23 protein-coding genes, 2 tRNA genes and 2 pseudogenes are annotated in these 25,803 nt (G+C 43.8%); 2 read left to right on the top strand and 25 right to left on the bottom strand.

Annotated elements, in window-relative coordinates; translation table 11 throughout:
* Positions 1-117 precede the first annotated feature (117 nt).
* The 15 genes and pseudogenes from ftsX to IGJ05_RS13400 form a co-directional block, all read right to left on the bottom strand.
* Positions 118-1,002: a permease-like cell division protein FtsX gene (gene ftsX, locus IGJ05_RS13470; RefSeq protein WP_010749773.1), complete on the bottom strand. Its 885-nt coding sequence runs from the start codon at positions 1,000-1,002 to the stop codon at positions 118-120.
* Complete coding sequence (gene ftsE / locus IGJ05_RS13465) at positions 995-1,681, bottom strand: cell division ATP-binding protein FtsE (protein ID WP_005228783.1); 687 nt, start codon at positions 1,679-1,681, stop codon at positions 995-997. Before ftsE ends, ftsX begins: the two co-directional genes overlap by 8 nt.
* 112 nt (positions 1,682-1,793) lie before the next feature.
* Positions 1,794-2,901, bottom strand: a protein-coding gene (gene prfB / locus IGJ05_RS13460) for a peptide chain release factor 2 (RefSeq protein WP_266166548.1) whose coding sequence is annotated in 2 segments (ribosomal slippage) — positions 1,794-2,828 and positions 2,830-2,901 — 1,107 coding nt in all. Because the reading frame shifts where the segments join, the coding sequence is not laid out codon by codon here.
* 88 nt (positions 2,902-2,989) lie between these two features.
* Positions 2,990-3,064 (bottom strand): annotated as a pseudogene (locus IGJ05_RS13455) (SEC-C metal-binding domain-containing protein); the annotation flags it as partial.
* Between the two features lie 45 nt (positions 3,065-3,109).
* A pseudogene (gene secA / locus IGJ05_RS13450) lies at positions 3,110-5,491 on the bottom strand (preprotein translocase subunit SecA); the annotation flags it as partial.
* Between the two features lie 247 nt (positions 5,492-5,738).
* Positions 5,739-6,554 carry a DUF1189 family protein gene (locus IGJ05_RS13445; protein ID WP_266166550.1) on the bottom strand — a complete coding sequence of 272 codons (816 nt, stop codon included), beginning with the start codon at positions 6,552-6,554 and terminating at the stop codon, positions 5,739-5,741.
* 10 nt (positions 6,555-6,564) lie between these two features.
* Positions 6,565-7,398, bottom strand: coding sequence for a sugar ABC transporter permease (locus tag IGJ05_RS13440; protein WP_016608756.1), 834 nt, complete (start codon positions 7,396-7,398; stop codon positions 6,565-6,567).
* Between the two features lie 2 nt (positions 7,399-7,400).
* Positions 7,401-8,690, bottom strand: coding sequence for a carbohydrate ABC transporter permease (locus IGJ05_RS13435; protein ID WP_010749778.1), 1,290 nt, complete (start codon positions 8,688-8,690; stop codon positions 7,401-7,403).
* A 160-nt stretch (positions 8,691-8,850) separates the two neighbouring features.
* Complete coding sequence (locus IGJ05_RS13430; RefSeq protein WP_016608758.1) at positions 8,851-10,116, bottom strand: extracellular solute-binding protein; 1,266 nt, start codon at positions 10,114-10,116, stop codon at positions 8,851-8,853.
* A gap of 156 nt (positions 10,117-10,272) precedes the next feature.
* Positions 10,273-11,220 (bottom strand): LacI family DNA-binding transcriptional regulator, encoded by a 948-nt coding sequence (locus tag IGJ05_RS13425; protein WP_005228774.1) that lies wholly within the window; start codon positions 11,218-11,220, stop codon positions 10,273-10,275.
* Positions 11,221-11,405: 185 nt separating this feature from the next.
* Positions 11,406-11,963: a ribosome hibernation-promoting factor, HPF/YfiA family gene (gene hpf, locus IGJ05_RS13420; RefSeq protein WP_005231866.1), complete on the bottom strand. Its 558-nt coding sequence runs from the start codon at positions 11,961-11,963 to the stop codon at positions 11,406-11,408.
* Positions 11,964-12,100: 137 nt separating this feature from the next.
* Positions 12,101-12,577: a ComF family protein gene (locus tag IGJ05_RS13415; RefSeq protein WP_016608760.1), complete on the bottom strand. Its 477-nt coding sequence runs from the start codon at positions 12,575-12,577 to the stop codon at positions 12,101-12,103.
* Between the two features lie 196 nt (positions 12,578-12,773).
* A complete protein-coding gene (locus IGJ05_RS13410; protein ID WP_266166552.1) occupies positions 12,774-14,084 on the bottom strand; it encodes a DEAD/DEAH box helicase in 1,311 nt (436 codons plus the stop codon).
* Positions 14,085-14,190: 106 nt separating this feature from the next.
* Positions 14,191-14,511: a PTS sugar transporter subunit IIB gene (locus tag IGJ05_RS13405; protein ID WP_005228768.1), complete on the bottom strand. Its 321-nt coding sequence runs from the start codon at positions 14,509-14,511 to the stop codon at positions 14,191-14,193.
* A 72-nt stretch (positions 14,512-14,583) separates the two neighbouring features.
* Positions 14,584-14,877, bottom strand: coding sequence for a DUF7662 domain-containing protein (locus IGJ05_RS13400; protein WP_266166553.1), 294 nt, complete (start codon positions 14,875-14,877; stop codon positions 14,584-14,586).
* Between the two features lie 110 nt (positions 14,878-14,987).
* On the opposite strand from IGJ05_RS13400, the gene IGJ05_RS13395 reads away from it, so the two are divergent.
* On the top strand, positions 14,988-15,629 hold the full coding sequence (locus IGJ05_RS13395) for a YigZ family protein (protein ID WP_086337984.1): 642 nt from the start codon (positions 14,988-14,990) through the stop codon (positions 15,627-15,629).
* 193 nt (positions 15,630-15,822) lie between these two features.
* On the opposite strand, the gene IGJ05_RS13390 is transcribed toward IGJ05_RS13395, so the two are convergent.
* Both IGJ05_RS13390 and IGJ05_RS13385 read right to left on the bottom strand, forming a co-directional pair.
* Complete coding sequence (locus IGJ05_RS13390; protein WP_005228765.1) at positions 15,823-16,530, bottom strand: GntR family transcriptional regulator; 708 nt, start codon at positions 16,528-16,530, stop codon at positions 15,823-15,825.
* 198 nt (positions 16,531-16,728) lie between these two features.
* Positions 16,729-20,955, bottom strand: coding sequence for a 2-hydroxyacyl-CoA dehydratase (locus tag IGJ05_RS13385; RefSeq protein ID WP_266166555.1), 4,227 nt, complete (start codon positions 20,953-20,955; stop codon positions 16,729-16,731).
* 174 nt (positions 20,956-21,129) lie between these two features.
* Here IGJ05_RS13385 and IGJ05_RS13380 point away from each other — a divergent pair, with 174 nt between their 5' ends.
* Complete coding sequence (locus IGJ05_RS13380; RefSeq protein ID WP_005228762.1) at positions 21,130-21,735, top strand: TetR/AcrR family transcriptional regulator; 606 nt, start codon at positions 21,130-21,132, stop codon at positions 21,733-21,735.
* 49 nt (positions 21,736-21,784) lie between these two features.
* Here the strand turns inward: IGJ05_RS13380 and IGJ05_RS13375 are convergent, their stop codons facing one another.
* The 8 genes from IGJ05_RS13375 to IGJ05_RS13340 all read right to left on the bottom strand — a co-directional run bounded on the left by IGJ05_RS13375 (position 21,785) and on the right by IGJ05_RS13340 (position 25,796).
* On the bottom strand, positions 21,785-21,952 hold the full coding sequence (locus tag IGJ05_RS13375; protein WP_005228760.1) for a hypothetical protein: 168 nt from the start codon (positions 21,950-21,952) through the stop codon (positions 21,785-21,787).
* 153 nt (positions 21,953-22,105) lie between these two features.
* Positions 22,106-22,177, bottom strand: a tRNA-Gln gene (locus IGJ05_RS13370).
* 4 nt (positions 22,178-22,181) lie between these two features.
* Positions 22,182-22,265: transfer RNA gene (locus IGJ05_RS13365), tRNA-Tyr, on the bottom strand.
* An 85-nt stretch (positions 22,266-22,350) separates the two neighbouring features.
* Entirely contained in the window at positions 22,351-22,584 is a 234-nt protein-coding gene (locus IGJ05_RS13360) for a DUF2969 domain-containing protein (protein WP_005228752.1), read from the bottom strand.
* A 125-nt stretch (positions 22,585-22,709) separates the two neighbouring features.
* Complete coding sequence (locus IGJ05_RS13355) at positions 22,710-23,357, bottom strand: CBS and ACT domain-containing protein (RefSeq protein ID WP_438725282.1); 648 nt, start codon at positions 23,355-23,357, stop codon at positions 22,710-22,712.
* Between the two features lie 3 nt (positions 23,358-23,360).
* On the bottom strand, positions 23,361-24,062 hold the full coding sequence (locus IGJ05_RS13350; protein ID WP_015510178.1) for an ABC transporter ATP-binding protein: 702 nt from the start codon (positions 24,060-24,062) through the stop codon (positions 23,361-23,363).
* Positions 24,062-24,838 (bottom strand): ABC transporter ATP-binding protein, encoded by a 777-nt coding sequence (locus IGJ05_RS13345; protein ID WP_266166556.1) that lies wholly within the window; start codon positions 24,836-24,838, stop codon positions 24,062-24,064. Before IGJ05_RS13345 ends, IGJ05_RS13350 begins: the two co-directional genes overlap by 1 nt.
* Entirely contained in the window at positions 24,819-25,796 is a 978-nt protein-coding gene (locus tag IGJ05_RS13340; RefSeq protein ID WP_266166557.1) for a branched-chain amino acid ABC transporter permease, read from the bottom strand. The genes IGJ05_RS13345 and IGJ05_RS13340 overlap by 20 nt, the downstream gene beginning before the upstream one ends.
* Positions 25,797-25,803: the final 7 nt, after the last annotated feature.

The following is a 25,803-nucleotide window of genomic DNA, read 5'->3' as shown; positions in this document are numbered from 1 at the left end:
CCTCTTCCCCGATTTCCCGCTACTAAAGCATATCAAAAAATAGTACCTAAAGTAAAGAAACACTGTGATGAAACAAAAAAAGCCGATCTTGACGATCGACTTTAAGAAAACATCGGTTTAGAATTTTAAGAAACGGCGCATTGATAAGACAGAACCAAGTGAACCGATCACGATCCCAATCAGTGCCATCACACCGCAAACTTGTAATAGAAACATATTTGGTGCAATTAAACTGTAATTTGAACGCAGTAAGGATGGATTGACCATTGCATAAACTTGGTGGTAGCCGAAGTACATTAATGCAATCGGAACGATCGAACCTAAGAGTCCGATCCAGCCGCCTTCAAGGAAGAATGGCCAACGAATGTAGCCGTTTTTCGCCCCTACCAGACGCATGATCTGAATTTCTCTTTGACGAGACAAAATCGTGATCCGAATCGTATTAGAGATCAGGAACATTGCCACAAAAATCAATAAGACAGCAGCAGCTAAGCCCCAAGTCCGCACAGCAGCAGACAATTCAAAGATTCGGTCAGAAGAATCTCCGCCGTAATCGGCTTTGAAAACATTTGGCAATTCGCCAGCTTGCTCAGCGATCTCTGTCGTATACTCTGGATCTGTTGCACTGACGACAAACACGTTATACAGCGGATTGCTGTCGCCTTCGAACAAGTTCCATGAATCCCCCATTGCATCTTGGATCTTCTGCAATTCTTCATCTCGGCTAGAAAATTTCACTTCTGAAACGTTCGGCAGATCATTTAAGGACTGTTCCAAAGCATCCATGTCTTCTTGTTCCGTACCAATATCAACGAAAACCGAAACGTCCACATTCTCGCGAATGTCTTCGGCTAGTTTTGTTGCATTTAAGATTACACCTAGAAAAATACCGACTAATGTCAGTGTGATCGTTACCGCACTCAATGACGCAATAGTCATCCAGCCGTTACGCTTTAAACTTTTGATACTCTCCAGGAGATGACGGAAAAATGTTCTAATCATCGTAACCATATTCTCCTTCCGCTTGGTCGCGAATAATGCGGCCATTTTCAATTGCGATCACGCGATGACGAATCGTATTTACGATCGTACTATTATGGGTCGCCATAACGACCGTTGTTCCTTGGGCATTGATCCGATCAAGCAGCTTCATGATTTCCCATGAGTTTTCAGGATCTAGATTCCCCGTTGGTTCATCCGCAATCAATACTTTCGGCGTATTTACGATGGCACGAGCGATCGACACCCGCTGTTGTTCCCCACCGGAAAGCTCACTTGGAAATACCCGCACCTTATGTTTCAGGCCGACCAAGTCTAACACTTCCATCACCCGTTTTTTGATATCACGAGGTTTGCGGCCGATAACTTGCATTGCATAAGCAACATTTTCAAAGACCGTTTTCCGTGGTAAAAGTTTATAATCCTGAAAGACCACGCCGATTTCCCGACGCATCAATGGGATCTCGCGGTTTTTCATGCCGACCAAATCATATCCTGCGACATTCAAAACGCCTTTAGTTGCTTTTTCTTCCCGATACATCAATTTGATAAAGGTTGATTTACCGGCACCCGATGGGCCCACGACATAAACAAACTCTCCTTGATCAATTGAAATCGAAAGGTTACGGATAGCAGTCGTACCATTAGAGTACTTTTTCATTATATCTTTCATTTCTATCATACAGCTATCTCTCCATCTCAAATTTTCATTCTGGCTTATTATAGCATGAATATATTTCACCTTGCTTGCAACAGATTACAATTATGTTTCAATCTGTTTAAGTCACACAAGGTTATTTTTGATTCAGTTTCAGCTTCAAATACGCGTCGATAAAGCCATCCAAATCGCCATCCATGACTGCCTGTACATTCCCAGTTTCGAAATTCGTTCGGTGATCTTTGACCATCGAATAGGGATGGAAGACATAAGAACGGATTTGCGAGCCCCAACCAATTTCTAACTGCTCGCCTCGCAAAGCTGCTGTCTCTTGCTCTTTCTTTTCCACTTCTAATTGATACAGCTTGGCTTTCAACATCCCCATCGCTTGCTCACGGTTTTTCAATTGTGAGCGCTGGGCTTGGCTAGCAACGACCGTTCCTGTCGGAATATGGGTGATCCGCACAGCAGATTCGGTTTTGTTGATGTGCTGTCCACCCGCACCACTTGCGCGGTACGTATCGATTTTCAAATCATCTGAGTTGATTTCCACATCGATCGCCCCATCTAATTCTGGCATCACATCCACCGAGCAAAATGACGTGTGCCGTCTCTTGGCTGAATCAAAAGGTGAGATCCGAACTAAACGATGAACGCCTTTTTCCGATTTCAAATACCCATAGGCGTTGTGGCCTTTTACAAGTAAAGTGACACTTTTGATCCCCGCTTCATCACCAGCTTGATAGTCGAGGGTCTCTACTTGATACCCGTGTTGTTCGCAAAAACGAGTATACATCCGTAACAGCATGCTGCCCCAGTCTTGTGATTCGGTACCGCCTGCACCAGGATGAAGCTCGATGATGGCGTTATTTCGATCATAGGGTTCATCTAACAGCATCGACAATTCATAAGACGCCATTTTCTCGTTTAGCTTCGTGATCCGTGCTTCAAGTTCTGCTTCCATTTCTGGGTCTGCTTCTTCTTGAATCATTTCCAACATCACTTCCAGCTCTTCCAATTCTTCTGCTAACTGATTGAACTGATCGTAGGTCTCTTTGTTGGCATTGTTTGCGTTAATGACTTGTTGAGCTTTTTCTGAGTCATCCCAAAAGGTGGGATCTGCCATTTGGTGTTCCGCTTCCGCAATGTCCTCTTCTAACTGATCTAAGTCAAAGAGACCCCCTAAAACTGATTATTTTTTCATTCATCTGGGTCAATTGATTCCGAATATCTGCGATTTCCATTAAAATTCCTTCTTTCTTTTTTTCTTACAAACGAAAGTAGACTGGACAAAAACGTCTGCCAGCCTACTCTCAACTTTTTCAAAACGTGTTACATATTTTTCCCGTGGCAATTCTTGAATTTTTTCCCGCTGCCGCATGGACAAGGATCGTTACGACCAACGTTTTTGAAACTTGGTGCTTGGGCAGCAGGTGCTTCTTCTACCCCTTGTGCTTCCCCTTGAGCAACTTGTTCCCGTTGAACGTTTTGACGAATCTCTGCCTTCATAAAGAGACGAGTTACTTCATATTCGATCGCTCCAACCATGTTCTCAAACATATTGAATCCTTCTGTTTGGTACTCAACTAATGGATTGTTTTGTCCATAAGCCCGTAACCCAACCGATTGACGCAGCTGATCCATAGCATCGATGTGGTCGGTCCACTTCGTATCGACAACTCGTAAGATGACGACTTTTTCAAATTCCAGTAATTGTTCTGGACTATTAAGTTGTGCTTTCTTTTGTTCAAAGACTTCTTCTGCCCGTTGGTTTAGGTAGTCTTTGATCTCTTGAGCTGATTTGCCCTTGATGTCCTCGATACTGATAGTATCTTCATGAACAAGTGCATTCGCCGCAAAATCAACGATTCCTTCGTAGTTCCAATTGCTTTCTTCTAATTGCGTATGACTGTCGACGACTCGGCTGATGGAACGTTTCACCATATTCATTAATTGTGGTGAAAGATCCGTTTCTTCCATGATCACTTCTTGACGTTGTCCGTAAATAACTTCCCGCTGTTCTCGCATCACGTCATCGTATTGCAAGACGTTTTTCCGAGTATCGTAGTTATTGCCTTCCACTCGTCGTTGGGCAGATTCTACTTGTTTTGAAAGCATCTTGCTTTGGATCACGGCGTCGCCTTCATCGATCTTCATCCGATCCAAGAACACTTTGATTCGTTCAGAACCAAAACGCTTCATTAAATCATCTTCTAACGACAAGTAAAATTGCGACATCCCTGGATCTCCTTGACGTCCCGCACGTCCCCGCAACTGATTATCGATCCGTCGGGATTCATGACGCTCAGTACCGATAACTGCCAAGCCGCCTAGTTCTGCAACACCAAGACCTAACTTGATATCCGTTCCCCGACCAGCCATATTGGTCGCGATCGTTACAGCACCTTTTTGTCCCGCATTCAAAATGATTTCTGCTTCTTTAAAGTGATTCTTGGCATTCAATACTTCATGAGGAACTTTCTCACGATCAAGCATTGATGACAATAATTCAGAAGTCTCAACAGCGACCGTCCCTACAAGCACGGGTTGTCCTTTGCGGTGACGCTCTTTGATGTCTTGAACGACTGCTTGGAATTTGCTCGTAAGCGTTGGATAAAGCAAGTCCGCACGATCATCCCGTAAGATTGGTTTGTTCGTAGGAATCTGAATGACTTGCATGTTATAGATTTCTCGAAACTCTTCTTCTTCCGTTTTTGCTGTACCAGTCATCCCAGACAGTTTTTTGTACATCCGGAAGTAGTTCTGGAATGTGATCGTCGCCATCGTTTTGGTTTCATCTTCGATTTCGACACTTTCTTTCGCTTCGATCGCTTGATGGAGCCCATCAGAATATCGGCGACCATCCATGATCCGACCTGTAAATTGGTCAACGATCATTACTTTCCCATCTTGCACGACATAATCGATATCGCGAATCATAATGTAATTCGCTCGTAGTGCTTGATCCAAGTGATGGGTCAATGCCGTGTTTTCAATATCATACAAGTTTTCTAAGCCGAAGGTCTCTTCCGCTTTTTCGATCCCACGTTCTGTCAAACCGATCGTTTTTGATTGGATATCGATTTTGTAGTCTTCTTCCGTCAAGCGTTTGACAAAATTGTCGACCCGATTGTATAGCGCAGTTGATTTTTCTGCTTGTCCTGAAATGATCAACGGTGTTCTCGCTTCATCGATCAAGATCGAATCGACCTCATCGACGATGGCATAGTTTAATGGACGCTGTACCATTTGATGACGGTAAACCACCATGTTGTCCCGCAAATAGTCAAACCCTAATTCATTGTTTGTACTATAAGTGATGTCACAAGCATATGCCGCACGTTTTTCTTCTGCTGATTTTGAGTTGATGTTCAAGCCGACCGTCAACCCTAAAAAGTTGTACAGCTCCCCCATCTCAGTCGAGTCACGAGTTGCCAAGTATTCATTGACAGTTACGACGTGGACACCTTGACCGCTCAAAGCATTCAAATAAACAGGTAATGTCGCCGTCAAGGTTTTCCCTTCACCCGTACGCATCTCTGGGATATTCCCATCATGCAAGACGATCCCACCCATTAATTGGACGTGGTAAGGATAAAGGCCCAAAACGCGTTTTGCAGCTTCACGTACTACTGCAAAGGCTTCAGGTAATAATTTATCCAAAGTCTCTCCCTCTTGGAAACGACGACGAAATTCATCGGTTTTCCCGCGTAATTGTTCATCAGATAAAGCGGCCATTTCATCCGCATGTGATTCAACTTGATTCGCAATATGGTCAAGACGTTTTAATTCTTTTTTGTCGTTTTCGATTAATTTTCTAAAAAAATTGGCCATACCTTAATAATTCTCCTTTTACTTCTGCATTATCCTAGCTGGAAACTCTCCTAACTATTTTAGCACTAGTTCACCATAAATGAAATATTTTTCGATAGAACTATCGCATCAATCTTGCGTGATAAACGGATTCTTAACCTTTTTTCACAGATTTTAAAGAAACGCGGGAAAAAAACACGCAACAAGCTATTGATCGGCGCTGAAAGTCCAGCACACGCCCAAACGTCTTGTTGCGAAGGTTTGCAAATTATGCCGTTTTAAAACGGGTTTTTAAGAAAGCTAAGAAGAGCATCAGTAGCATGCCTAAAGACTGAATCCCGATCATCAAGACGATATCAGCGCCAATAAATCCTGCCAACATCGCAACGAGAGAGCCTGCCCCCAGTGCATTTAAAATCACGTTCGTACTTTCTTTGAAGCTGCCGATTGTCGATAGTCGTGATTTTTTCGTCAACCAGAGGAAAAACGCTGCGCCTATGACTAGAATACTATTCATTGCCACCAATAAAAATGCCACTGCGATCGTCTGACTGAAGAAAATCGCTGTCTCGTTGTTGCGATAGAAGCCGTCTTCGATTGCTTTTTGAAACGAAGCCGCATCATCTACTTGATCAGGTGCCATTTCCGCCGTGTAACGCATTTCATAGTGATAAGTTTGTCCATCGATTTCTTCTTTGATGGTCCAGTCTGTTTCCCGAAAATTGATGGCGTATTTTGCTTTTTCAAGAGCCGCTTCTGAAAGCGCAACGCCTATGATCCCCGCTTCTGTTTGGGAAAAGACTTGTGACTCATCCGCTAAAAGTTTGCCATCTTCCAGCTGCAACTCATTGTATTTTGCTGCCGTTTCTGCCGTCACGAGTGTTTTTGCATGGGGAAAAAATGCCGCAAAGGCTTGATCCGTTTGCTTGCTGATCATTAAGGTCAACGGGATCATCAGCAAGGACATCAAGAAAACATAGACGAACACTTGCTGCCAGCGATTTAATTTTTTACGCCATGCATAGACTTTTGTTGGAGAAAAAATGGCCCCAAAGTACGTTAAGGGAAATCGTTGTTCAGACATCCTATCATTCCTATCCTTTTGTTCCGCCAGAGGTCAAACCTGAAACAAAGTATTTTTGTAAGAAGAAAAACAGTGCAGCGATCGGTACGGCGATCAAAATCGCCCCTGCCGCAAAGAGTGCGACCCGTTGGTTACGGGCATCATTGATAAAGGTTTGCAGCCCGACTGCGACGGTCAAACGCTCTTGTGAGCGAAGCAAGAATCGCGCCAGCAAGAATTCGCCGAATGGTCCCATAAAGGCCCACAATGCTTGGACGGCAACCATTGGTTTTACGAGGGGCAAAACGATTTGCCAAAAGATACGAAAATGCCCTGCACCATCAAGTTTTGCTGATTCATCCAAGTCGATGGGTACCGTATCAAAGTACCCCTTCATCAGCCAAGTATTCATCGGAATCCCACCACCGATATAAATCAGTGTCAAGAACCAGAAGCTATCTAGACCGTTTGCTAATAAGCCCATAACATAAAAAGCGGTCAACGCCGACATTGTCGGTACCATTTGAACGATCAAGAACACCATCAGACTACTTTTACGACCAGCAAAACGGTAACGACTGTAAGTATACCCTGCTAACGTTACGATCATTACTTGAATGATCATCGTCGAAACGGCCACGATCAAGGTGTTTTTATACCATGTCAAATACGGGGTTTCATTGAATAAACGTCGAAAGTTGTTCAATGTCCAATCCGCATCAAAATCTAAGCGAAAAGCGATCATGTTCCCTGCCTTGAAGGCTGAGGTTGCGGTAATCAACAAGGGATAGATGATAATGATCGATAACGCGATCATAAACAAGTAGGTAAATAATTTGCTGAAAGAAAACTTCTTCTTTTTCATCCTCAATCCTCCATATTAAATGCATTCGTCTTTTTAAACACCAGTAATGAAATGGAGATCACCACAAAGGAAATGATCAAGGTCAATGCAGAAGCAATCGAATATTGTGGTGAGCCGCCGGTCGTCAGTTTGTAGATCCATGAAATCAAAATATCTGTCGATCCAGCATTTCCGCCTAAACTCCCTGGTCCACCTTCGTTAAATAGATAGATCATCGAGAAGTTATTAAAGTTCCCTGTATATTGCGTAACGAAGGTTGGGGCTGCTACCAAAAAGATTGCCGGCAGCGTAATGTTCCGAAAACGCTGCAACGCATTGGCTCCATCCATTTTTGCTGCTTCATACAAATCTTCGGAAATGGATTGTAAAATCCCCGAAACCATTACATAGATGTAAGGAAACCCTAACCAACCCTGAATCAAAATAATCGCCGTTTTCGTCCAAAACGGATCAGTCTTCCAAGCAATGTTCCCAATATCCACAAAAGGCAGATTGTTCAATAGCGGGATCACCTGCGTGTTGATCGCTCCTGCGGTATCATTAAACATATTTGAAAAACTCATGATTGTGATAAACGCTGGCACCGCCCAAGGAAGCAAGAAAATCACCCCAAAGACGCGACGAAACTTCACAAATTTTTGGTTGGCAACAACTGCTGTCAGTATGCCGAGTGTAATTTGCAAGGTGGTTGCTAAAACGGTCCAAATCACCGTCCAACTGAATACTTTTACAAAGGTGTCGCGGTAAGAACTTAAGGTGAAGATATTCGTGAAATTCGAAAAACCGATCCAGTCGATTAAGTTTGCTGGCGGAATGTGTCGAAAATCATAGTTGGTAAATGCCATAAAGAGCGTCACCATTACTGGAAAAATAATTGCTACGATCATTACCAAGTAGGCAGGGATCGTCAGTAAGTACGCGAACCCATCTTCGTATAATTTTTTGAAAAATTCTTTTCTCGTAACAGCTACCGGGAAGCCTTTTTCAATGCTTTGCCGAACCTGATAAGCATCTTTGATATTTAAAACCCAAAAGATAATGAAAATAACGGTAACGATGACCTGCAGTGTTCCTTCAATCAACAAGAACAAAGAGTTGTCTTCCATCGGTACTGATCCGAGTGTGACAAAGTTATAAAGTGCTTGTCCACCAAACAAAAGCATTTCGACCAGAAAAATCAGAAAGGCTGCAAAAAAGAGACCCGCTTTGAATTTCTGACCATTTTTGAATTGTCCCCCACCAGGGATGATTGAAAGAAGCGCTGTCTGCATGGCTTGTGAATTCGTCCTCATATGTATCCTCCTTAAAATCGAAAGTCTGCCAAGCGGCCGACGATCGATAGAAAACAATCTCGTCAAGCAATTTCTTGCGTGCTACGTTGCAAGGAATCCTTTTGACAAACATCCTCTATAGAATCGTTGACATGAATGACAGACCGTAATCGGCTAATTATTAGTATTTCTGCTCAATCGCTTCTTCGATTGTTTTGGCAGCATTATCCGCTGCTTCTTGAGGAGTCATATTGCCTGAACCTGCATCAAACAGCATGTTTTCAGCCCCTACCCAAACCTCAGACATTTCAGGGATATTTGGCATTGGTTGTGAAACACTGTATTGCTCAATCACTGCTTTTGCTACTGGATCATCAGAAGCAGCGACTGTTTCTTGAGCCATAATGTTCGCTGGAATATCATGACGCATTTCATACAATTTCTCTTGATTGGCTTCGTTGGTCAAATACTCGACAAATTGTTGAGAAACGTCTTTGTTTTGTGAGTAGTTAGATACCACCCACGCTTTTCCGCCGCCAAATGTTTCATAGTCGTTGCCGTTGTTTAGCGTTGGGATTTTCGCTACTCCATAGTTGATGCCTGCTTCTTCAAAGCCGTTCACGCCCCATGGTCCATAAATGATAGCTGCTGTTTTGCCTTGATTGAAGTAATCCAACATCAAGTTTTCGTTGGCTGATACATCAAGCATTCCTTGCGGCCAGACATTTTGGAACCAATCAGTTGCATACGTGATTGCTTCAACAGAACCTTCATTGTTCAGCCCTAGATCAGATGGATCTGTTCCTTCATCACCAAAGACATACCCGCCATGCCCCGCTAATAGACCATACGTATAATAAAAGTCCGTCCAACGAGCTAAGAAACCAACATTGTCATCGCCTTCTGCAAAACGATCATCTTTTGCTAGTTCTTCTAAATCAGAAAAAGTTGCTGGTGCTTCATCGATCAAGTCTTTGTTGTAGAACATGACAACCGCTTCGATCATTGCTGGTGCGCCATAGATCTTATCATCGATGGTCACTTGTTGCTTGTCTGTATCGCTGTACCGTCCATCATCTGGCAAAGTCATTTCTGCCAAATGCCCTTGGGAGCCTACTTGACCCACACGGTCATAAGGAGACATCGTAACATCTGGGCCTTTCCCAGCAGGACCGTCTAGTTGAAGCGCATCCATTTGATCGAACATGTCCATTTCCACAACGTTGATGGTGACATCATTTTCAGATTCAAAGTCAGATTTCACTTCATTGATATAATCAATATAGTCTGCGCCTACAGAGACCGTGATCGTTTTTTCATCGCTACCTGAACCTGCATCTGCATTACTACCATCGGTACTACCTCCGTTGCCGCCACATGCTGCAAGCGCTAACAACGCACTTCCTGAAACTAATCCTAGAGCTGCCTTTTTCCAATTCACTTTCATCCTGTTTACCTCCTGCAATTTGTAACTCTATTATGCAACCGGTTTCTTAAAATGGCAAACATTTTCTAAATGTTAGCGATAACAAAAATTGAAAAAGCCTTTAAATTAAGATATTGAGGAATTGAAAAGAAATTGCGCAACCATTTGCTTAATTTTTCACCTTGTGGATTCACGAACCACGAGTTGCGGTAAAAAGCGCTGTTGTCGCAGGCTCGTATCGTTCTGTTCAATTTTTTGAATCAGTAATTCACCACAAGCTTCGCCCATCTCAACGATGGCTTGCTTCATAGTCGTCAACTTGGGCGAGCTGACCTGATCCAGGAATACCCCATCGTAGCCGACAATCCCAAAATCCTTTGGTATCTGCGCGCCAATCGACTGCAAGCCTTGATTGATGCCTAGTGCCAAACGATCCGTCGCACAAATAAAACAAGTATTTTCCGCAAATTGCTCCTTCTGTGCTGTGATAAAGGTGCGGGCTGCGGAAGAACGGTTCTCAAAACGATGGATTTTTGGTGCTTGTCCTGTTTTTGTGACTGTATCTATGTACCCTTTTTCTCGGCTTTTCGTAAATGCTTCTTCCAACTCTAAACCAATATAGACCAAGTGTTGATAGCCAGTATCGAGGGCGTGTTTACAAGCAGAAACGATCCCTTGGTAGTTGTCACTATCAACAAAGCTGAATCCAGCTTCATTTTCACCAAATAGAACGACGGGTTTCTTTAAATTTTTTATCCAGTCCATATCCTTTTGGCGAAATCCCGTAATGATACAACCATCTGCTGGGCCACGATCCACCCCATCCGTCGTAACCAGCTGCAACGAATAATGCGCTTTGCCGATGGAACGAGCGATCCCCACTAATAAATTCATATAGTATGGCTCCGTCGTGTCCATCTCCTCTAAGATATACACTTTGATGATATGGGAACGCTTGGAAACTAATGATTTGGCAGCAATATTCGGTTGATAATCCAGTTCTAGCATTGCTTGATGAACGAGCTGCTTTAGCTCTTCGGTCACTTTATCTGGATGGTTGATCACTCGAGAAACGGTCATTGCGGAAACATTTGCTTTTTTGGCGACATCTGCTAACGTAGTCATGATTCACTCTCCCTGTATTATTTCATCTATAGTATAACACAATAAAACAAAAGAGAAACAAAGCCAACTTTTATATAGAAAGATTTCTTGCTTCATTCCAAAAGATAAAAAAACAGAGCAGCTTCTCAGCTACTCTGTCAAAAAAGACTTTTTTTTGGGGTGTCGCCAAAAGGATCCCACACGTGTTAATCCGTTTCGATCAACCCGTATTTACCATCTTTCCGACGATACACAATGCTCGTTCCATTCGTTTCCGCATCTTCAAAGATAAAGAAGTTGTGTCCAAGCATGTTCATTTGTAAAACAGCTTCTTCACTATCCATTGGTTTTAAAGACAAACGTTTTGTACGTACGATGTCTAAATCAGAACCATTGGTTTCTTCATCGTTTGCTTCAGTTGTGAACAAATCACCATCTGTTGGCGGAACCAACGCTGTCTCACGAGATTTGCGATTGATTTTTGTTTTGAATTTGCGGATTTGGCGTTCCAATTTGTCAACAACCAAATCGATACTAGCATATAGATCAGGTGAAGTTTCTTCCGCACGTAGAACTAGGAATGGTAAAGGAATCGTTACTTCTACTTTTGCAGTTTTTTCTGTATAAACTTTCAAATTAACGTGTGCTGTTGCTTCTGGCACATCATTAAAATAACGTTCTAATTTACCTACTTTTTTCTCGACGTAATCACGGATCGCTTCTGTTACCTCGATATTTTCGCCACGCACATTATATCTAAACATAAAAATTACCCCTTTCGTCTACCAGTAAAGAAGGAAAAGGACCACTCTTTTCTTCTTCTTAACTCTATTATATCGAACTCTTGGTCATTTGCCTAGTAAATCGAACAATTTTCTTTAAGCGTTTTCAAAATAACGTTTCAACGAGCAATAGAAAAAGAACGAATCGACTGGGGGCCAAAGGACTGCAGTGCTTCAGCTGCATGATATAACGTTCTACCGGTAGTATACACATCATCGATCAACAATAATTTTTTCCCTTTGATTTCACACGCTACATCTGGCTTCACTGCAAAGGGTTGCGCCTCTACTAATCGTTGCCTGCGAGAACGTTGTGCCTGTGGTGCGGTATCAACAACTTTCTCCAGTAACTCTTGAAATCTGACTCCGGCGGCTTCCAGCACAGCGGTGACTTGATTAAACCCTCGCTGTTGGTAACGCTCTGCCGATAATGGGATGGGAATCAAACACTCATAGTCAAACCTGTTGAGTTTCTGTTTGATCACAGGCGCAAACGTCCCCCGCAACTGATAGTTTCCCATCAGTTTGTATTCGTGAAGCCAATCCTTCATCCCTTGATCGTAAGCAAATAGCGCTCGGTGCTGCAATTGTATCATGGGACACGTTTCTTCCCAATAGAGACAATCGCTGCAAAACTCAGATGTTTTTTTTCCACACGAAGGGCAGCAGGTTCGCCAATCGATCACTGAAAACTGTTGGGCACATTGCGGGCACAATTCATTTTCTGGGATACGCCAAGGAGCCAACACCTCAATGATCGTTCGTTCTCTAGGAAAAGTCCTTTTACACCAACTACACACCATCGGTCAGCCAGCTTTTTGCCAATTGGTTCATTTCCTTGATTTCGTTGAGTGCTTTTCGGATCGCTTCCGTCATTTGGTCGTAGAAAAAAATGACCTCCCCTTCCGTATAGGCCCCTTTACGATCGACACGACCAGCAATTTGCACGAGCGCCGATTTTGTAAAGACTGGATGATTAGCACCCAATACGATGACTGAGACGTTTTCAAACGTCACCCCACGCTCTAAAATCATCGTTGTAAACAACACCTTGTAAATCTGTCGACGAGCAGACGCTACTTTTTCGCTCCGTTTTTGATCTTGCGACGAAACGCTAGTCAAAGACCATGACGTGCCTTGTCGGCGGACAGCCGCTTCTACTTCCTTCATCAGCGCAATGCTTGGACAAAACACCAAGACAAAGTTTTTTTGAAGCAGCCGCTGCAACTGCTGCAGCAATGGTCGCAGCCAACGTTTTCTGCGATAAGCCTGCGCCCAGTGACTATAATGAACAGGTTTTGGAACGATCAATGGACGCTGATGAAACCGCAGCGGCATTCTCAAGACAGCGAATTTTCCACGAATTTCTTGCAGCAGTCGTTCTGAAGGCGTCGCACTTAAATAGATCAGACACCCGTTTTTGGCTAAGGCATTGTATAATCCGTAACGCAGCTGCGCATCGCCCTCGTAGGGAAATGCATCTACCTCATCCACCACGATCAGTTGAAAGCTCCGATAAAAATGCAGTAGCTGATGGATGGTGGCAATAAGGATGTTTGTGTAGCGATAAGGCTCTTCTGATTTTCCATAAAGGAGCAAGCTTTCCTCTTGTGGAAATGCTTGCTGAATCCGCGGAAACAATTCACGACAAACATCGATCCGAGGTGAGACGATCGCCACTCGACCACCTTCTTGCCGAACGTAGCGGATCGTTTCAAAGATCATTTCGGTCTTCCCTGAACCCGTGACCGACCAAACAAGCGAGGATCGCTTTTGTCGACAATTAGACACCAATTGCTGGGAAATTTTTTGCTGAAACTGCGTCAATGCTCCTGGCCAGACGATGTGGTGATCAATGGCTGGACTTTCCGTAGGTTGAATCACCAGTCGCCCATTTGATGTGATCCGACCATAGCGAATGCAGGTTGGACAGTAATAGCTGCCTATCGGTAATTGCACCGACGGCTTGCGGTGGGAAGAACCGCATCGCTGACAAACGATTCTCTGCCCCTGCTCGAGCATTGCCGGTCGAGAATCAAAGGGTTTTCCTACATTCATTGTTTCATCTAAAACAAAAAATTGTCTTCCATTTTGATTGGTCATAACATACACCTCAGTTTTAAGTACGCAAAAAAATCGGTTCAAGTACTTTTTGAAAAGTACTTGAACCGATTACAGATTTCTTGTTTGCTTCAACAGCAGGTCTTGCTTATTCGCCGATCAATGTCAAAGCTTGATCTAAGACTTTTTCGCCGTTCATCATGCCGTAATCTGCCATGTTGATTACTTCTAAAGGAATTCCTTTTGGCGCTAGACGTTTCTCAAAATCGCCTTTCATGAAACGAACTTGTGGTCCTAATAATAAAACATTTACGTCTTTGCTTTCTAAATGTTGATCTGCTTCTGAAGCGGAAACTGCAAAAATATCTGCTTCTAATCCTTTTGCTTCAGCTGCTTTTTGCATTTTTGTTACTAATAAGCTTGTACTCATTCCTGCAGAACAAACTAACATAATTGTTTTTTTCGCCATATCGAACACTCCTTGAATTTTAAGAATAAGATAACATTTCCTATCTCTAGTATAGAACAAGTTTGAAATTTGTCAACGCTTTCTATCCAGCAGCCAGTTTGATTTTACTAAACGGTTAAAAACGACATACTCTTTTTTTAAATTGACGTGGACTACCTCATAGCCGGCATTCAGCCACGCATAGGCCCCGTTTTCAGGATGTCGGTAATCATTTGCCCACCAATCCGCACTCGTGCGGGCACTTTTGGGCAAGCCAGATGCTGGGAAAAGAAATTCATCAAACTGGGTAAAGGTTAACGTAATTTGTGAACCGCCGTTGTTTTTTAAATAGTGCGTGATCGTATCGTACTTTTTGCGTCTACCCAAAGCAACTGCCTCCTCTTTTTCAGGTCTGTGTTGGTGCCTTTTTCTTTCTTCTATTTGTAACTTTCCTTCCGATTGCCTATACTAGAAACATAAAGGAGGCGATCGTACGCGTGACTTATCGAACGATCCGACAAGATGGAGAAACGGAAATAGAAATCAAAAAATCGCGTTTCATCTGTTCGTTAAAACGAATCCAATCAGAAGATGAAGCCAAAGCGTTTATACAAGCCCTCAAAAAAGAACATTGGAAGGCGAATCATCATTGCAGCGCCTATGTATTGGGTGAAAACCATGAGATCCAACGCAGCAGTGATGATGGTGAACCTAGCGGCACCGCTGGAGTACCGATTTTAGAAGTATTGAAGAAAAATGACTTGATCAATATGGTCGCTGTCGTTACCCGCTACTTCGGTGGAACGAAACTTGGCGCTGGCGGATTGATCCGCGCTTATTCCAGTTCAGCTTCCGCTGGCATCAAGGCGGTGGGAATCGTCGAAGGCGTTTTGCATCAAGAGCTTGCATTGACCATTGATTATCCCCTTTTAGGTAAGCTGCAAAACTATTTAGAACTGCAGAACATCTACGTAAAAGACATTGCTTATACCGAGAAAATCGTTGTTACCTTAATGATTCCTGAAGCAACGCTTGCCGACCAAGAAGCCGCTCTGATTGATTTGCTGCAAGGACAAGTGCAGCTAAACAAAGGCAAGACCGAATATGTAGAGCGCCTCATCGAGGAGCCAACCGAGTAACTATGCAGGACAAGCACCTGTCAGGTTTGCTCTTTTCCTCAAAGCACGGACTCTAATGCCGCTTGCTGCAGCGAATGCAGAAACGCCCAATCGTTGAAAAACCGAATTGACCGATGCGGAGCAACAGCACGTATGCTCGCAGTGTCCTTTCGGCTTTTTCGCGTCTTTTTTGTTTCCAGCCGTCTCAGGCAGCTTATTTTTCCATATAAAATTCGAAACGATTGCCGACATATTGGGTGCGCACATATTCAAATGGCTGTCCATCTTCAAATGAAGTGATTTGCCGCATACGTAAAATCGCATCGCCGCGTTTGATTTGTAAGTAATCAGCAATTTGCTCGGAAGCGACCATAGCTGAGATCGTTTGCGAAGCGCCGCCAATTTTCCGCTGTCCTTTTTCTTCCAACACTTTATAGAGGGAAGAGATGATCTCCTCCTTGCTAAAGTCATGAATAAACTTTTCAGGGATACTCGCTACTTCAAAACAGATCGGCACATCATCCGCATACCGAATCCGCTCCATCCGTAAAATCGTTTCGTGTCCTTCTAATTGCAGCTTTTCCATCTCACTGGAGCTAGGTGCAGTCAAGAAATAAGCGACCGCTTTGCTGGAAGGCTTACGACCAAGAGAATTCATAATTTCGGTAAAACTCGTCGTGCCCGTCATTTTCTCCTGTACTTTTTGGCGAGCCACATAAGTGCCAGAACCGATTTTGCGCTCAAGAATCCCCTCATCCGCTAAGGTTTGGATCGCTTGCCGCAACGTCATGCGACTCACGCCGAATTGTTTTGACAACTCCCGTTCTGAAGGCAGACGATCCCCGATTTTGTATGTATTGTTTTCGATATTGGCTTTGATTTGATCATGAATCTGGATATAAACAGGTAATTTTTCCACCACTACACATTCCTCCGTTCCCCTCCTATTATAACTGGTATATACCTAAATAGCTAATAAAAAAAGCAAAAACTGCTCTGTTTTTCTCCATTTGTGCGAATTCTTTCCCCATTTTATAGGCAGAAAAAGAAGTTATCACAAATTGTCCAAACAAGAGCAGTTTCTTTGCTTTTAAATTGGTTCGGTCGCTGACTTGGGAATTTATTCAGCCAGCGCTTTATTAGCAGTGGCCATCAGCAAGCGGATACGATTCAATTGATTGACGATCGAGACACCTGGATCGTAATCAATCGCTGCAATGTTCGCCTGTGGGTATTGACGACGTAATTCTTTCATAACCCCTTTTCCTACTACATGGTTAGGCAGGCAGCCAAATGGTTGCAGACAAATGATATTGTTGACATCATTTTCCAACAGATCAATCATCTCACCGGTCAAGAACCAGCCTTCTCCCGTATGATTGCCGATGGAAACAATCTCGCTCGCTTGCTCGGCAAGCTGATGGATCGAATGAATGCCCTCAAAGCGCGTTGACGCCCGCAACGCTTTATCCATTGGTTTTTGGAGCCGTTCAATCGCCATGATCGCAAAATCAGCGATCATTTTACTTTTCTTCGCCATCCCCAAATGCTCGTAGCGCCAAATCTGATTGTAGAGGGAATAATTCATGAAGCCGACAATATCCGGTACGACCGCTTCCGCTCCTTCTGCTTCTAACAGGCGAACGACATCGTTATTAGCTGTCGGTGAATATTTCACTAAAATCTCTCCCACGACTCCGACACGCGGCTTCTTGATATCTCTTATCGGCACTTGATCAAAGTCTTGAATGATTTTCTTCATATTGCGATTAAAGAGGCTGAAGGAGCCATTGCGGACATTTTTGGCAATTTTTTCCAGCCATTCTTGGTGGAGCCGATCGACAGCCCCTGCTTCTTGCTCATATGGACGGGTGCGATAAACGACTCGTTCAAAGAGATCCCCGTATAAAAATGCCACCGCCAAGCGTTTCATCATCGGCAAGGTAAAGCGAAAGCCCGGATTTGATTCAACACCAGTATTCCCCATCGAAATAGATACCACCGGTACTTGCGGAAATCCTGCATCGTTCAATGCTTTACGTAACAAGGGAATATAGTTCGTTGCGCGACACCCACCGCCCGTCTGGGTCATCAATACGCTGGTGTTTTCGACGTCATATTCCCCGCTTTGTAACGCTTCTAACAGCTGTCCAATGGAAATGATGGCCGGGTAGCAGGCATCGTTATTGACAAAGCGCAAACCGACATTGACTGCTTGTCGATCTTCACTGGGCAGACAGACCACTTGATACCCGGAAGCCTGCAAAGCGACATCTACTAATCCGCTTTGGTGGATGGGACTCAACATCGGCAATAAGAGCGTGTGCTGCTTGCGCATTTCTTTGGTAAAAATAATCTTTGCTGGTTCCTCGTATTGCTTTTTAGGAACAAAGTGCTGTTTATCCCGTTCGTTGACTGCTGCTTTCAAGGAACGCAACCGAATCCGAATCGCCCCAAGGTTTGCACCCTCATCGATTTTCAACACCGTATACAGCTTGCCATATTGCGCCATGATCTCTTCGACTTGATCGGTGGTCACTGCATCGATCCCGCAGCCGAAGGAGTTTAATTGAACCAATTCCAACTGCTTGTTTTTCGCCACCACTCGTGCAGCCGCATACAACCGTGAATGATAGACCCATTGATCCACGACCCGCAGATCGCCGACATTTGCTAAATGAGCAATACTGTCCTCGGTCAGTACATGAAAGCCTTCTTGGGTAATGACTTCCGCTATCCCATGGTTGATTTCAGGGTCCAAATGATACGGTCTTCCAGATAAAACGATCCCTTTTTGGTTGGTCGTCATCAGCATTCGCAGCGTTTCTTCTCCCCGTTGCGCAATATCTGCTTTGAACTGATCTAGTTCCTCGAAGCCGCTGCGCAGCGCTTGGGCAATTTCGTCTTCAGAAAAACCAAAATCTTGAAACGTCCCCATTAAGGTTTTGACCATTGAGGCTTCATCTGCCAGATTTAAAAATGGACAGCGGTAGTCAACCGCCCCTTCACGAATCGCATCGACGTTGTTACGAATCACTTCTGGATAGCTTTGTACGATTGGACAGTTAAAATGATTTTCAGCGGCAGTATTCTCTACTCGCTCAAAAATGACTCCTGGATAAAAGATCAACGGTATGTTTTGATCGATCAGTGCTTGGATGTGTCCATGGGCTAGTTTGGCTGGGTAACAAACGGTATCGCTAGGAATCGTTTCGATCCCTTGCTCATATAGTTCTTTATTAGAACGCGGCGACAAGGTTACCCGAAACCCTAACTGGGTGAAAAAGGTATGCCATAGCGGATAATTTTCATAAAGATTCAACACTCTTGGTAAGCCGATTTCCCCATGGAGGGCATCTTTTTTACGCAAAGAACGGTACTTGAACAAGCGGCGGTATTTTTCATCCACGAGATTGACTTTGCGGTCTTCTTTTTTGATTTTGATCCGCGCACCACGTTCGCAGCGATTCCCCGTAATGAATTTTCGACCATCCGAAAAGAGGGTCACTGTTAATAAACAATTGTTTTCGCAAAGCCCGCAATTTGTAAATTCTTTTTCTGCTTGAAAATCGGCCATTTCTGCAGGAGACAACAACGTACTGACATCGTCGATCGCCGCTTCTTCTAACGCGATCAACGCCGCCCCATAAGCGCCCATCAAGCCAGCGATCGATGGTCGTACGACTTCACGGCCGCTGATCAATTCAAAGGCGCGTAGAACCGCTTCATTATAGAAAGTCCCTCCTTGGCAGACGATTTTCTCGCCAAGATCTTCGGGGCGCCGAACCTTGATCACTTTATAGATAGCATTCTTTATGACCGAGTAAGACAAGCCAGCCGAAATGTCGCCAACAGACGCTCCTTCTTTTTGGACCTGTTTGACTTTTGAGTTCATAAAGACGGTACAACGCGAACCCAGGTCAACCGGCGCTTGGGCTTTTGTCGCTGCCAGCGCAAATTCTTTGACATCCTGATTCATAGATTTGGCAAAGGTCTCAATGAACGAGCCGCATCCTGACGAACAGGCTTCATTTAGCTGAATCGAAGAAAGTGCACCGTCTTTGACTGTCATCGCCTTCATGTCTTGCCCACCAATGTCCAAGATAAAATCAACCCCTGGCTGGAAATGTTCAGCAGCTTTGTAATGGGCCATCGTTTCGACTTCACCGATATCGACCTTCAGTGCATGTTTGATCAGATGCTCACCGTACCCTGTGATCGTTGACTTTGCGATGTAAACGTCAGAAGGCATCTGACGATAAAGCTCTTGTAAAACCGCCATCGTTGTCGCTAACGGCTCGCCTTCATTGTTGCCATAAAAAGAAAACAACAGATCCCCTGCATCATTGATCAAGACGACTTTCGTTGTCGTTGATCCAGCATCGATACCCAAATAAGCAGCACCTTTATGCTCCGACAAAGGTTTTTCTGCAGCAACCGCTTGGGCATGGCGGGCACGAAAAGCAGCCAGTTCTGCTTCGTCTTTGAATAAAGGATCTAGCGTATCTGTTGGCGCAAGTGTGCCATCTTCTTCATTGGCTAAGCGGTCGCATAGTACAGAAAGCTGCTGCGCTTCTTCTGCATACAGTGCAGCCCCCATCGCCACAAACAGTTCTGGGTTCTCGGGAAAAATGATATCTGCTTCTTGCAGGTTCAACGTATCGATAAATCGTTGACGCAATTCCGACATAAACGTCAGTGGACCGCCTAAGAAGGCTACCTTGCCTTTGATTTTACGACCAGCAGCTAAGCCAGCAATCGCTTGATTGACCACCGCTTGAAAAATACTCGCAGCAATGTCCGCTTTTGCCGCTCCTTCATTGATCAGCGGCTGCACATCAGTTTTGGCAAAGACCCCGCAGCGTGAGGCAATCGGATAAAGGGTTTGGTATCCCTTGGCTAGCTCATTGACCCCATTGGCATCCGTTTTCAATAAAACCGCCATCTGATCAATAAACGCACCGGTCCCACCGGCACAACTACCATTCATCCGCTGCTCCAACGCACCTTCAAAAAAGGTGATCTTCGCATCTTCACCGCCTAATTCGATCGCCACATCCGTTTCTGGGATCACTGTCTCGACTGTTTTGGTACAAGCGATGACCTCTTGGACAAAAGGAATCCGCAAAACTTCTGCCAGCCCCATTCCGCCTGATCCGGTAATCGCCAGCGCAACTGGCTGATCTTGGATTACTGCTTGCGCTTCTTTAATAATTTTTTCCGCTGCCTTTTGGATGTCTGCATAGTGTCGTTCATACCTTGAAAAACACGTTTGATTGCGTTCATCTAACAGAACCATCTTGACCGTTGTTGAACCGACATCGATGCCCGCCTTATATTTTTTCATTTGTTGCCTCCATCTAAACAACACTTTGTTGATTATCTAACAATCCGTTTGTTATAATACTTATGTTCATTGTAATTCTTTTGATTGATAATTCAACAAACAATTCCAACGAAGGTGTGGGATAAACAACAATTAGACGTTTTTTGTCGTTTATTTTGAAAGGAAATTCACAATATGAAAAAATTGGATTTACGTGTTAAACGAACCAATAAGTACATTATTGAAGCCTTTATTCGCTTAGTTGAAGAAAAAGGCTTCGAACAAGTGACTGTCCAAAATATCGCAGACGAAGCCATGATCAACCGCGCGACCTTCTATGCCCATTACAAAGACAAGCAAGACTTGTATGAAAAAATATTTGACTTGGCCGTCGAATCTTTTACCTCGATCCTTGACTTTGAAGATTTCGTCCAAGGCAATCGAATCAAGATCCGTAAAATCGAAGCTGCCATGACCGAACTTTTTTTACACATTCAAAAGAATCGCTCTTTTTATTTGACGATCATGGATGCCTCTGCCATTGAGATCATTCGTAAAAAACTGGGGCTGATTTTAACGGAACGGTATCAAGAGATCTTTTCAACCTTGAAGATTACAGAAGGCGATCTTGAAGTGCCCTTAGACTTCATCATTGATTATATGACCTCAATATTTGTTGGCACGCTGCATTGGTGGCTAACGGCAGAAACAACGATGCACGCCGACCATTTAGCAAAACTCGTCATCAAACTAGTGGCAAACGGTCACCTAACTGTCTTGGGGATTGAAATTGAGGAATAAAAAAAGAAACTGCCTATATGCAGTTTCTCTCATGCTGATTGCCCTTTAATCAATGATTTTTTGCGCGCCATTTGATCGTGTCTTTTGTCTTACGCTGTTTAGTTACTTTGATTCCTTTTGGAGCCACACGAATCGCATAGTCTTCCTTTTTGACAACGTCATAGACATGCTCTGCAACTTCCGTTACTTTTTCTTTTAGATTCAGTTTAAATTTCATGTGTTTTCATCTCCCGAATGCTTTACTATTAGCGTATCGCAAATAAAAAAAATCTTCAACTTATAGCCCTTCCTCAAACCAAAAAAAATAATGGTTAAATAACGAAAAAAAACAGCAAAACTACTTGCTGTTTTTTTCTGCGTATTCATCTGACTGGGGTAGCTGGATTCGAACCAACGCATGACGGAGTCAAAGTCCGTTGCCTTACCGCTTGGCTATACCCCAATAATGGTGGAGGAGAGTGGATTCGAACCACTGAACCCTAAGGAACGGATTTACAGTCCGTCGCGTTTAGCCACTTCGCTACTCCTCCAAAAGGTTTTTCTCAAACCTGACAATAGTTATAATACCGAAAAAGATAACAAATTGCAAGAGCAAAAAGTAAATTTTTCTAGAAATTATTCATGTAAATTCCATTGGCGAATAATCATCTCGATCGCAGCTTCTAAACTTCTGCTTGAACCTAGATCTTCATCCCCTAAAAAGCTTTGAAATTCTTTCGGTCCAGTCGTTAAAATCTCACCGATACGTTTTTTACCAATAAATAATTCATTGACGGTATAGTCTTTGCCATGAATGGCTTTCGTTGTTTCTTCAATACGGACTTCGATATCTTTATTTTTCTTAGACATGATTGCACCTCTTTCTTTACAGCACCTTCCTATTTTAACAGAAAACCAGCAAAAGAAAAAGAAAATCTCATCTGGAACGAAAAAAGTAGTCAATCGTTACGATCGACTACTTTTGCTGCTTTGTCTCATTTCTGGTTCGTCAAGACAGCACTGGTTACGGTATACCCCGCATCGCTTAAGATTTTCTCAATCGCTGCGACTTGGCGCGACTCTACTTGGATCTCAACAATCGTTTTTAGCGCCATCCGATTGACTACGATGGTCAAAATACTCATCTGATGATCGGCAAGCAGTTTGGTCACGTCTGCTAACACGCCTACATGGTCATCCGTGATCTCGATGGACACTCGGGTTCCGCCATCGTGGTAGCCAGTGATTTTCAAAAAGGCATCGAAAATATCATTGTTGGTAATGATTCCCACTAAGGCATCATCATCCATGACTGGTAAAACCCCCACGTTTTCACTACGCATGACGGAAATGGCGTCCTCTAATAGTGCATCTGGTTCAATCGTGGTCACTTTTTTCAACATGATATCAGCGACAGTCGTTTTATTTAAGAGATAGTTCATTTCATAAACGCTTAAGCTTGTCGCTTTTGAGGGAGTTGCTTCAGCGATCGTTCCTTCTGTGATCAACCCTACTAATTTACCCTCGTCAACGACGGGCAGACGGTGGATATCGTGCTGCTTCATTAAATCTACTGCATCAAAGATCGGTGTCTGCGAATCGACGGTGACGACCGTCTTCGTCATAAAATCACTTACACTCATTGTTTAGCCTCCTAGATACGCTTTTCTTACTTCATCACTTGCTAGTAATTCTTCTCCAGTACCTTCTAAAACGATTTTCCCCGTTTCTAATACATAGCCGCGATCGGCAATCGATAAAGCCATTTTTGCATTTTGTTCAATCAGCAGCACAGTCGTTCCTTGCTGCTTGATTTCTTGAATGATTGAAAAAATTTCTTTGATAAAAATCGGTGCCAAGCCCATCGAGGGCTCATCCAGCAAAAGCAAGCGCGGTTTTGACATCAATGCCCGCCCCATTGCCAACATCTGCTGCTCACCGCCAGATAATGTCGACGCATCTTGCGAGAGGCGTTCTTTCAATACAGGAAACTTGCGGTAAACTTGTTCATAGTCTTCTTTGACACCACTGTCTTTACGCAAGAAGGCGCCCATCTCTAAGTTTTCTTGAACCGTCAACCCTGAAAAGACGTGCCGCCCTTCTGGTACTTGCGACAAGCCGTTTGCGACGATTTTTTGCGGTGCTTCTTTCTCAATTCGTTTTCCTTCAAAAGTGACTGAGCCATTTGAGGGGCGGATCAATCCAGAAATCGTCCGTAAAATCGTGGTTTTCCCTGCACCATTGGCACCAATCAGTGAAACGATCTCCCCTTGATTGACGTGGAAGGAAACATCATGGACCGCTTGGATCATGCCGTAGTGTACACTTAAATTTTGAATTTCCAGCATCAGATTTCCCCTCCTAGATAAGCTTCGATCACCCGCGGATTGTTTTTGATCTCTTCTGGTTCACCGTGGGCGATGACTTGGCCGTATTCCAGCACATAAATCCGTTCGCACACTTCCATGACCAAACTCATATCATGCTCAATCAAGAGGATCGTCAATTGAAAATCTTTTTGGATCTTATAGATCAGCTTTGTCAGTTCTGTTGTTTCTTGAGGATTCATCCCCGCAGCCGGCTCGTCAAGAAACAGAATTTTTGGTTCTGTAGCCAATGCGCGTACGATCTCTAACCGACGCTGCTCGCCATAAGGCAAATTTTTCGCTAACGTTTGACTTTTGCCATCCATATCAAAGATCCGTAACAGCTCTAAGGCTTTTTTCTTCATGGACGCTTCGTTTTTGTAGTACTTTGGCAAACGCAGGATGCTAGTCAGCAGTCCTTCTTTATGCTTACTGTTCATAGCGATCAAGACGTTGTCCATCACAGTCAAATTTTTAAACAAGCGAATGTTTTGGAAGGTTCTTGAAAGACCTAAACCCGCAATTTTATAGGGCTTCACGCCATTTAAACGTTTTGGCTTACCTTGGGTCTCAAAAAGCACTTCCCCTTCACTAGGTTCATACACACCTGTCAGGAGATTAAAGAGCGTTGTCTTGCCAGCACCGTTTGGTCCAATCAATCCGACCAGCTCATTGGTATCTAAATGGAGGTCTACATGAGAAACAGCAGCTAAACCGCCAAAGTTTTTCGTTAAGCTTTTAACTTCTAATAGAGGCATCGTTGTCACCCCCCTTTTTTCTAAATTTATCCAGCAGTCCTTTTACGGAGAATTCCCATGTCCCTAAAAGTCCGCTTGGTTTAAAGATCATGATGATGATCAAAGCCAATGCATAAATGATCATGCGCAAATCAGAGAAGCCTTGCAAGTACATATTTAAGATTCCTAGCACTACTGCCGAGACAACTGCTCCTGTGGTACTCCCAAGCCCTCCAAAAACGACGATGATCAATACATCGATCGATTTCATAAAACCGTAATCTCGTGGGAAAACCGACTGCTGATAGCTGGCATAAAGGGTACCAGCAATGCTTGCCATCACCGCCCCCATTACAAACGCAATTACCTTGTATTTCGTTGTGTTGACCCCCATTGATTCTGCAGCGATCTCATCTTCCCGAATCGCTAAAGTCGCCCGACCTGGTCCGCTATGGATAAAGTTTGACACGACAAGAATCGATAAAACGGCAAAGAGAAAGACGATCTGCCAATTACTGAATTGGGGCAATCCGAAAATTCCAGCAGGACCATTGGTCAAGCCTCGTAGGTTCACTAACAAGATCCGAATGATCTCTGCCACACCTAAGGTAGCGATCGCTAGATAGTCGCCTTTTAAACGGAGGGTCGGAATCCCAACCACTAATGCGACTGCACCAGAAACCAGCATCCCCACCAGTAAACCAGTTAAAAAGCCGCCAAAGGTTGGATTGCTTGCCGACAGGATCGCGCCAGCATAAGCACCGATTGCCATAAATCCAGCATGTCCTAAGGAGAATTGCCCTGAAAAGCCGATGATCAGATTCAAACTGACTGCCAAGATGATATTGATTCCGATATTGACGATGATGGCATCAGAGAACAAATTGATCATTCCGCCATTGTAGGCTGCAAATAATCCAAAATAAAGAATAGCTGCCAGAGCGAGCCAGATTAAGTTGTAACGTAAATTCTTTTTCATTTCTGCC

The sequence above is a fragment of the Enterococcus sp. AZ167 genome (genome assembly GCF_051714025.1).
Lineage (GTDB): Bacteria > Bacillota > Bacilli > Lactobacillales > Enterococcaceae > Enterococcus_D > Enterococcus_D casseliflavus.
Note: the sequence above shows the minus strand (reverse complement) of the source record. Positions and strands in the feature narration are given on the sequence as shown.